The 9,821-nt window shown below is 43.9% G+C and carries 4 protein-coding genes and 2 pseudogenes; 2 read left to right on the forward strand and 4 right to left on the reverse strand.

Features of this window, described 5'->3' with window-relative positions:
• Positions 1 to 406, reverse strand: a pseudogene (locus AB4493_RS16985) (diguanylate cyclase); the annotation flags it as partial.
• A gap of 240 nt (positions 407 to 646) precedes the next feature.
• Positions 647 to 2,632, reverse strand: a complete 1,986-nt coding sequence (glgX, locus tag AB4493_RS16990; protein ID WP_372155492.1) for a glycogen debranching protein GlgX — start codon at positions 2,630 to 2,632, stop codon at positions 647 to 649.
• 434 nt (positions 2,633 to 3,066) lie between these two features.
• Between glgX and lamB the strand changes: the two genes are divergently transcribed.
• Positions 3,067 to 4,431: a maltoporin LamB gene (gene lamB / locus AB4493_RS16995; protein WP_372125834.1), complete on the forward strand. Its 1,365-nt coding sequence runs from the start codon at positions 3,067 to 3,069 to the stop codon at positions 4,429 to 4,431.
• Positions 4,432 to 4,596: 165 nt separating this feature from the next.
• The gene (locus AB4493_RS17000; RefSeq protein WP_104216187.1) at positions 4,597 to 5,421 is read left to right on the forward strand and encodes a MalM family protein; all 825 of its coding nucleotides are present in this window, start codon (positions 4,597 to 4,599) and stop codon (positions 5,419 to 5,421) included.
• A 102-nt stretch (positions 5,422 to 5,523) separates the two neighbouring features.
• Here AB4493_RS17000 and AB4493_RS17005 read toward each other — a convergent pair whose 3' ends face one another.
• Both AB4493_RS17005 and pulA read right to left on the reverse strand, forming a co-directional pair.
• Positions 5,524 to 5,853: a hypothetical protein gene (locus AB4493_RS17005; protein WP_104216186.1), complete on the reverse strand. Its 330-nt coding sequence runs from the start codon at positions 5,851 to 5,853 to the stop codon at positions 5,524 to 5,526.
• 435 nt (positions 5,854 to 6,288) lie between these two features.
• Positions 6,289 to 9,795 (reverse strand): annotated as a pseudogene (gene pulA / locus AB4493_RS17010) (pullulanase-type alpha-1,6-glucosidase); the annotation flags it as partial.
• Positions 9,796 to 9,821 lie beyond the last annotated feature (26 nt).

The raw sequence follows: 9,821 nt of genomic DNA on the forward strand, positions 1-9,821 counted from the left end.
AAGTGCGATCCCGCCCTGATCGTCCATCGGCTTTTTGGTAAACGGAAGAGATGTAAAAATCTTCTACAACACCGTCTATTGAATGCCATTGTATTGTGGCGATTTGTTCATTGGAAAGAGGAAGGCCACGAGTGGAGACATAATGTTGGGAGTTAGGTTGGTATCGAACGATATCGGAGAAATTTGGTGTTCTTCTTAGAATATTATCACTCAATTCTCTGAATTTTTTATCACCGATTGGAGCCGTTTTAGGCAAGCCTAGACTGGTTTCTAAAAAATAGAGTTTGCCGAATGTGGCTTCGATGTTGGAACGAATGGTAGAGCTTGCGATACGAATGTTTGATGATGATTGTTCTGTTGCTGCTGTTTCTACTTTTTCAAGCTGAGTCATAGCAAGATAGAGCATCCCTCCAGTTAATAAAATAATGTATGGTTTAAAAAGCCGAATTAATGTTTTAGGTAAAGCCATGATATCCAAAGACGTTATAGATTCATTTTTATAGTACGGCAATACTAAACAGTTTCATTAACCACATCAATGCAAATGATTCCATATGGATGAATGATTTTTGTGATATTCAGCTAACAAAAAAGCCAGCTGTAAATATAACTGGCTTCTATGGTTTTCGGTGTTTTATTAAGCTGACTAAGCTTTTGCTTTAATCAAATCAGCCTGATCTGGCGAATAGTGCAAAATTGCCATCGAAGTTGGCGACAACAACATTTCACCTTCTGCATGACCCGGTTTTACGTTTCGCGAGTTGGTATCACAGATGGTTACCCAGTTTTGTTCACGGTCATTCGGTAACGAGAAACGTGCTGGCGCATTGGTTTGGTTGATAAGATAAATTAACTCGTCGCCATCTTTACCAATACCTAAATGCAAAGCGACTGAGCTTAAGCGGTTCCAGTCGTCATGCTCCATAAGTGTGCCATCGACACGGCTCCAGAAGATGCGGTTAGAGTTACGCTTTTCGCCACTGAATGCCTTAATAAACGGCACCATGTATTGCTGACGAGCAGAGATCATTTCAGATAACCAAGTCTTGAAGTAAGTCTTGCGCTCTGAATCTTCCCAGTTAAGCCAGCTGGTCACGCCATCTTGGCAGTAAGCGTTGTTGTTACCTTTTTGAGTATGAGATAACACATCGGCCGTCAAAATATGAGGAATACCAAAAGCAAACAGCAGGCTCGCCATGAAGTTGCGTTTCTGCTTTTCACGTGTTGCGATAACTAACAGGTTTTCGGTTTCACCTTCAACACCGTAGTTTTCAGAACGGTTATCACCATGCCCATCGCGGTTATTCTCACCATTTTCTTCATTGTGCTTGTGCTTGTACGAGACAAGGTCCTGCATGGTGAAGCCATCATGGTAAGTGATGTAGTTGACGGTGAGTTTGTAAGGCCAGTGCGCTGCACTGTAGATATCACGAGAGCCCATTAGGCGTGTAGCAAACTCTTTTAGGTAACCCTGATCACCGCGCCAGAAGCTACGTGTGATGTCTCTCAGCTTGTCATTGCATTCATTCCAACCAAGCGGGAAATTACCCACTTGATAACCATTAGGACCAATATCCCACGGCTCTGCGATTAACTTAGTTTCTTTAAGTACAGGGTCTTGAGCTACGGCTTTAAAGAAAGCAGCCTCAGGGTTGTAGTTGTCACCTTCGCGCCCCAGTGTCGCTGCCAAGTCAAAACGGAAGCCGTCGACTTGGAATTCGCTTACCCAGTAACGAAGCGTATCCATTACTAAGTTGAGTGTTGGCTGGTGGGTAAGGTCGACGGTGTTTCCACAGCCAGTGAAGTTCGCGTAATGGCAGCCATGTTTAATGTAGTAGCGGCTATCGAGTGCTTTTAGGTTGAAGGTGGTTCCGCCTTCCCCACCTTCTGCTGTGTGGTTGTACACCACGTCTAGAATGACTTCGATGCCATTGCGGTGCAGTTCGCGAATCGCAGTCTTTAACTCGTTTACGGCATCTTTCTCTGCGTAGCGAGGGTCAGGCACCATAAACAAGTATGGGTTGTAACCCCAATAGTTCACTTTACCCATGTCTAATAGGTGTGGTTCATGCATGCATGCGGCAATGGGCAAAAGCTGTAGAGAGTTGATATTTTGCTGTTTGTAGAACGCAAGCATTTCAGGGCTCACTAACCCTAAGTAGCGTCCTTTAGTATTGGCAGCCACTTCTGGGTGCAGTTGAGATAGACCTTTTACATGCGTTTCAAAAAGAACGGTATCTTCGCGGCTAATGCGTGGCTTTTCTACATCTTGCCAATCGAAGGTGTCATCAACAACGACACATTTCGCCATAGCAAAGCTTTTTTCATTGGTATATGGCGTGACGTAATCGAGCGGTTCGCTTATTGCTTTGGCATACGGGTCTGAAAGCAGGATAGGGCCATTGTCCGTTTCTGCAATGAAGCCGTATTTTTGTCCCGCTTTAATACCATCAATAAAGACATACCTGATATCAGCGTATTCATTTTCTAATTTATAAGTGGTGAATTCGTCGTTCTCGTCAAAAAGAGCGAGAGAGAGAGATTTACAGTCAGGAGAATAAATTGAAAAGTTACAGCCAGTGTTACCTAGCGTTGCGCCTAGCGGATAAGGGCGAGCGAGCGTTCTAGTCATTGCTTGATTTCTTGTTCGTTTATCGACATCAGTGAACTATAAGTAAAAAGCTTTGTCACAGTAAGGTCAAGCAACTTCACAGATTAATTACGGTAAAAAAAATAATTCATCGATGAAGTTCAAATTATATATTTGAGCTAGATCTCACTTATGTTGAATAATTAGATCTGTGTGCTGTCTACTCCTCCTATATTAAGTGATCTACCTCTTTAAAACACCATTCTGTATATTTTCTACTCCCCTCTAGTCCCCCTTAATTAACTTAGGGGCGGAGGAAGTCAAACTTGTCATCCCCTCTTAATATTGACCCCGTTGAAACGAATCAGGGGAAACCCTAAACCTCTCTATCTTACGACTACCATTACTGCCTTTGGTTGCCGCAAGAGAGCAAAAATATAAAAACCTAAAATAAATCGTCCTTAATGGAGTTAAGAATGAAAAAAGTAAGTTTGATTGCTGCAGCAGTGGCAACTACATTAGCTGCTGGCTCTGCGTTCGCTGTAGATTTTAATGGTTACATGCGTGCTGGTACTGGTATTAGCGGAAATTCTGGCGGTGACGTATCTGTAAACAAAAATGGTGTTGGTCGTCTAGGTAACGAAAATGACAACTACTCTGAGTTTGGTTTTGCAGAAGAGCTAAAAACTGGTGAGCAAACGTGGCGTCTAGAGTCAATGATTGCTTCTGGTGCAGACGGCGCAAATGGTTGGGAAGACGGTGACTTCAACGTTGCACAATTTGCTGTTAAAGCCAAAGGTGTAATCGCTTCAGATAAAGAAGCAACGCTTTGGGCTGGTAAAACATACTACCAACGTAAAGATATCCACATCACTGATTTCTATTTCCTGAACACATCAGGTACCGGTGGTGGTATTGAAAACTTATCTATTGGTGACCAGAAGCTTTCTGTTGCTCTGATTCAAGATAATGGCTCTCAAAATGTTGAAAATGGTACAACTGCTGTATTAACAGCTGCAGGACAAGCGAAATTGAAAGCTTGTAAAGGTAGCGCAACTTGTGAAAAAGCAGTACTAGATGACGCTAGTAACTATGAAGACGCAACTGCTTATAAAGGCGAAACAGTTAATGGTTATATCGCAGATGTTCGCTTAGCAAACATTGGCCTGTGGTCTGATGCGTCTCTAGAAGTTGCATTAGCTTACAACTTTGCGACTGAATCAAGTGGTCAAGATGTTCAAGCTGATGATGGCTTGATGGTTACTGGTATCATTCACCAAGGTATGGACAATGGTTTTAACCAAACTGTTCTTCAATACGGTACTAACGGTTACGGTGCTCAAATGTCTAGCTTCGGTGGTTCAGGCGCATGGTATGACCGCTCTGGCGCTCAAAATGACGCAACTGGTTACCGCTTGATTAACTGGGGTGTAATGAACCTTGGCGAATCATGGGAAATGGGTCACCAACTAGCTTATCTAGCGGGTAGTGACATCGGCGGTAAAGATAGCAGTGGTAACTACACTGGCCAAAACTTTGATATTGACCAGTACTCTGCTGTAGTTCGTCCAATGTACAAGTGGAACGACACAATGCGCACAGTATTTGAAGCTGGCTACAATGCTGGTGAGAAAATTTCTGATGGCGGCCTAGCGAAAGAAGATTTCGGTAACGCTAAATTCACGGTAGCTCAAGCTTGGGCTATGGGTGACAGCTTCTGGGCTCGCCCTGAAATCCGTGTTTACGGTTCTTACATCCTAGACACTGAAAATGATAACGCATTTGGTACGAATGAAGATACTGAATATGTATTCGGTATCCAAGCTGAAGCTTGGTGGTAAACACTTAGCTTAACAAATCCTAAACTGTCCTAATTCATAGCCGGCTTGCGTCGGCTATTTTTTTAAGGAATGTACAATTAAGTTGATCGTTCTCTAGGTGAATAGTTTTCTTTGTGGTAATTAAAGTTAGTAAATTTCTTAAAAAAATAACAAAAAGGAAGGGGTATGTATTTTAAAGCTCTAATGTTGAGTGGCTGTGTTGCGTTGGCCGGTTGTCAATCTGCACAAGTAGTTGAGCAAGTGCAAGTGGCACAAGCTGAACAAGTTAACTCTATTGCTGCCCTTCAATTTGCAGCAATGAAACTACCTAGTTCTGTAGTTTTTGATGTAACGCCAGAAAGCCAACACCTAAACTATCAATCTATTAATAGCCCTGTCGTTGCTGTTGAACTTCCAGCAAATCGTGGTGAGTATTCATTAACAATTTCAAGTTTGATTGGAGATACAGCATTTGTCCCACGTGCAGTGATCTTTGATAAAAACGGTAAAGAGTTAGAAAGTTATGGTAAAGATGACTTTGAATATAAGAAACCTAGAATGCATCTGGGTAATCGACTTGTTGCCGAAAAAGAGTTCTTCCCTCCTCGTACTGAAGACTCTGTTTTCTTAATTGTTTATACAGACCAGAAAGATATCGGTGGCTTTACTGATGTGATTCACCCTGCTCGCTTAGATGCAGAAGGGCGTGGTAATTATCTACCTGAAGTTAAAGATATTCCACTTCCAAACGCTAGTGTTGGTAAAGTAGAAGTTACGATTGATAAACCAAGCTTCTTCTCATTTGGTTCAAGCAGTGAATCTAACGCTAAGCCAGCGGCTGCTAAGATAGATACCATTCAACCAGAAACACAAACTTACTACCACAATGCAATTCAAACAGCAGTAAGTGAAGATAATATTCCTAAAGCTCTTAGCTTATTAGATGAAGCAAAAGCCCTTGGTATTGAAGGTGCACAAGAAGCCTTTGTGCGAGCCGTCAACGCCAAGTAATATAGATAAAGGGTTCCTTTAAAAGTGCAATGCTTGTAAGTTAAGCATCGGTTAGCATCTTCTAAGGAACCCTATCGAATACCGCTTTAATGTATATGCTTTTTATTTGCAATGTTCAGCAACTTTCTCGCCTAAAGGGACTTCTGTATTTTCGCATTTTGATACGTGACCAGTAGTCGTTTCCCCTGCTTTATCCATTTCCATATATTGATCAACATTACCGTTGCTTTCAAGTGTTTGCAGTGCCTGTTTGTGCGCGGCATTTTCAGCTTGTATTTGTTGCGTTGTTGCAGTGCTAGGAGTATGTGCCAGGGCGCGAGCAGCGTCGGTAGATTCTACAAGATCAGTGGTATTAGCCAAAGCCATCCCGCCCATCAATGCTGTAGTCACGATGCCCATTTGGATGGTTTTGATGATATGTTTACGGTTCATGGAAGTTTTCCTAATCAAAATTTAACGACACCGCAAACAACTGCGGTGTTTTGCTGTTGATAGAATATTACATCGAGAATTGAATGTATTTTAATCGTAATTGTAGGGCGTAACCCTTCAAAAAAGGCTGCCAGGATTAATTCTGTTCACTTAAGGGAGAGCGGCATTCCTACTATGATATATCGTTAAGATCTGGTTTTAACGGTTCTAAGGAATATCCTTTCCCTTTAGTTCTAAGTTTTCAGCCATGTAATCGAATGTAGGGGCTATAAAGTATGGTTGGAAATGCCCCGAATTTTAATGGGCGATGCAGTTGTTTATTATTTGCTTAAATCTGCTGGGTTCAATAGTTGTAAAAAAGGGAGACTGACGTCTCCCAAAGGCTAGCTTTCGCTGGTTTTTATTATCTGTTACTTCGCTTCGATACTTTAAGCTTTACTGCTTAGTGACCGAAACAACTGGACCATCTACATTGTCATCCAGCTCGTGAATTGCATTCAGAGTGAATGTGTAGCTGCCAGTTTCTGTTACGCTTAATTGGCAGTTACCATCAGTACCTAGGTCGATTGACCCACCAGCAAGTTCGACTGAATCGCAACCAAAGTTAGGTGATACCCAATCAGCATCAGCAAACTTGAAGCCATAGTTACCCGCTTCCAAGTTGCCTGTCACAGAATAAACACCATTAGCGACAAAGCTCATTGCCCAATCATCCGTTGCGCCCCATCCATTCATGTCACCTTTAACGTAAACTGTTGTTTGGCCGTATGGTGGGATGCTAGATACATCCTTGTCTGAGTTATCAACTGGCAGGCCAGCACCTTGTGCATCACCTTGAGCTTGTACAAATACAGCGGTAGTTAGTGCAGGGACTGTGAAGGTTTCAGCGGCAAAGCTTGCGCCTTTCACTGTGTCGTCAGCCGAGTTTTGTTGAACGTAATGAAGTGTAAAGCCGGTTGCTCCTGTGATTTTGAATGATTGAGATTCATTAGTTGAGTTTACAACTGCCACAATCGCATCATTTGCAGGGTCAAGATCGTCGCCCGCAGACACGCCATCATCGATCGACATGACAATCAGGCCTTCGACTTGATCTTCGCCAACGTTACGGAAGTCGACACGCTTCATAACTTCGTCAGCTGTATCTAAGCGGAACAGTTCGCTTGAGCTACGGATCTTTAATAGCTCTAGGAATTGCTGCTTAGTCAGCTCAATGTCGTCTGAGTCTGGTTTAGCCGCGCTGTCAGCAATGATTGTTTTGATCAGATCCCAGTTGGCACCATCTTTATCTTCACGAGGTAAGCCAACATTCCAGTTGTTGTCCGTCCCATCAAACATGACGCGGTTGTACCAGTCACCAGAATCGTAAGAATCGCGCTGCATAGACTTAGATCGTAGCAGTTCAGAACCCATATGGATGAATGGTATGCCTTGGCCTAGCATCACGGTAGAAAGCGATACAGACTGCATACGCGCACGCTCTGCAGAGCTAGTACCAGTGGCGATCTTGTAAGCGTTGTTATCCCAAAGTGTTTGGTTATCGTGTTTGGAAACGTAAGAGATGTTCTCGGAAGGCATCTTGGTGTAACCAGCTGGCGCGCCATTGTAATCAACGTTTTTACCCAGCTTGGTATCGCCTTTGTAATCAATCAACACGTATTCTGCGAGGTTACCTGCCATCCCTAAACGAACAAGGTCTTGGTTGTGTAAACGACCGTTGATAGAGTCTTGATCAACTTTGGTTTCTTCGTTGGCAATCGCTGCGTTACCAAAGCCTTGGTTAAAGCGAAGTGGGTGGTTGCCTTCTGAATCGACGCCGCCATCAAACGGGCTACCGCCACGAACTGCGTCACGTAAACGGTCTGAGAAGGTCCCGATTTCTGTGCCCGCCATGTTGATTTGGTTTGCTTGATCGAAGCGTGCATTGTTAGCGACTTCACCAAAGTCCCAGCCTTCCCCGTAGAACAGAGTATTCGGGTCGATTTTGCGCACTTCTTCCAATGCTTCGACCATTACATCTTTTGGCTGGTGGCCCATCAAGTCAAAACGGAAACCATCCACTTTGTAGTCGTCAGCCCACACCTTAAGTGAGTCGACCATCAATTTACCCATCATCAGGTTTTCGGTCGCAGTGTTGTCACAACAAGTCGAGTTTTCTACGCCACCAGTGTTGACGTTAAGACGGTGGTAGTACCCAGGGACAATCTTATCCAGTACCGACTTATCGTTCACACCAGACGCATTGGTGTGGTTGTATACCACGTCCATGATCAGCTTAAGATCCATGTCGTGCGTAGCTTTGACCATCTGACGGAATTCGAGAATACGCTGAGAACCATTAGGATCGGTCGCGTAACTTCCCTCAGGAACTGTGTAATGGAATGGGTCGTAGCCCCAGTTGAAGCTATCAAGCATACGAAGGTCATTCATTAATGCTTGTGCGTCACCCGTTGAAGGGTCATAACCATCGAGTACGTCTTCGATGACTTTGTTTTCGTCTTCGCTTCCACATAAGGTAGCTGTCGGTTTTACATCACACAGTTTTCCTACGGTGTCGGTGATATCAACACGGCTCGCGGCATCTTCATCGACGGTAGCGATATCAAATGCTGGTAAGATATGCAGCGTAGTTAAACCTGCTTCTTGGAGAGCTTGTAGGTGTTTGACCGACTCACGATCGGCTTCTGTAAGAGCGAGGTACTTGCCATTTAGGCTAGCTGTGCCGAGCTTATCGCTGAAGCTAAAGTCACGTAGGTGTGATTCGTAAAGTACGTGGTCTTCGTCTTTCTCTACGGTTGGTCGTTGGTAGTTGTCCCAGTTCGCTGGTTTCAAGGTTGAATCATTTAGGTCAATCACTTGAGAGTATGCCGAATTCTTCGATAAGCTGAGAGAATATGGGTCTGTCACTAGGCGAGTCTCAATGTTGCCTGTGGTTGGGTGGTAAACCTTCACTTGGTAGCGATAGTAACTGTTGACAGCGTTAGGTACCGCGTCAGTCGCCCAAATACCCGTCTCAGTGCTTTCTGTCATTGGAAAAACTTGTGAGCTTTTCAGGTCTTCGCTGTAAAGAACTAGCTCTACATCTTGCGCGGTTGGTGCCCAAAGCTTGAAGGTCGCCGCACTGCCTTCAACAATTGCGCCTAGTTCTTCAGCCATTGCATTACCAGCATCTTCGCTAGCAAATACCGCATCAAGCACACCAGGTTTTTGAACCTCAGTTGAAGAGATAACATCGCCATTGGCATTGTAGGCAACAAAAATTATCTGAGATTTTAAAATAGTGCGAAGTGTGCTGTCGTCAACATCGATAGCTAGGGCAGGTAAGCTTGCAAGGTGTCGGAAACGCTCTTTCAATTCAGAAGATAGTTCTCCGTCTTTGCTTAGTTCAATTGCAGTTCCACCGACAATCTCTTTGTCATCGTTCATTGTGATGCTGTTGTCTAGTGCATAGAAAAGCTTCACAGAGTCTGCATTGCTAGCCGCTTCCCAACCAATTGTGGTTGCATCTAGCCAGTGTGCTTTTTGACCATCAATATTGACTGGGCGCTCTGAAATTGGGTCGTAGTACAACTCGCTGCTGCCATGGAAACCAAATACGCCTTGTGAATCGCCAAGCTTAGTTAACTCGACTTTTGAGTTCGCACTGCCAAATGCTTTCTCATCACCATTGTGCAAGATGAAGTTCATGCATTTGTGTGGGTCAGAGGCATCTGGGTCAACTTTCAACACATAATAGGCACCGTAAGTATCGCTGATACCATCATATTCGTAAGGGCTGTTCCAGTCGGTTCCGGTTTCACTTAATCCCATGCCGACTAAATCTGTGCTGGTACAGCCTTCACCATTCCAAAGGTGAAGCCCCCAACCGTCGTAAGTTGAGCCAGATGAGCTGGCAGCGGCAACATCGCGTTTGTAGTAAATAACGACTTCGTTTTCAGCTGCAGGGGGTGTTGTTGCCTAAATTAGTT

The organism is Vibrio sp. 10N.222.55.A1 (genome assembly GCF_041473835.1).
GTDB classification, from domain to species: domain Bacteria; phylum Pseudomonadota; class Gammaproteobacteria; order Enterobacterales; family Vibrionaceae; genus Vibrio; species Vibrio crassostreae_C.

Excerpts from the sequence above, each read along its gene's own strand:
- AB4493_RS17005 (WP_104216186.1), bottom strand. The coding sequence starts at position 5,853 with ATGAACCGTAAACATATCATCAAAACCATCCAAATGGGCATCGTGACT.
- glgX (WP_372155492.1), bottom strand. The coding sequence starts at position 2,632 with ATGACTAGAACGCTCGCTCGCCCTTATCCGCTAGGCGCAACGCTAGGT.
- AB4493_RS17000 (WP_104216187.1), top strand. The coding sequence starts at position 4,597 with ATGTATTTTAAAGCTCTAATGTTGAGTGGCTGTGTTGCGTTGGCCGGT.
- lamB (WP_372125834.1), top strand. The coding sequence starts at position 3,067 with ATGAAAAAAGTAAGTTTGATTGCTGCAGCAGTGGCAACTACATTAGCT.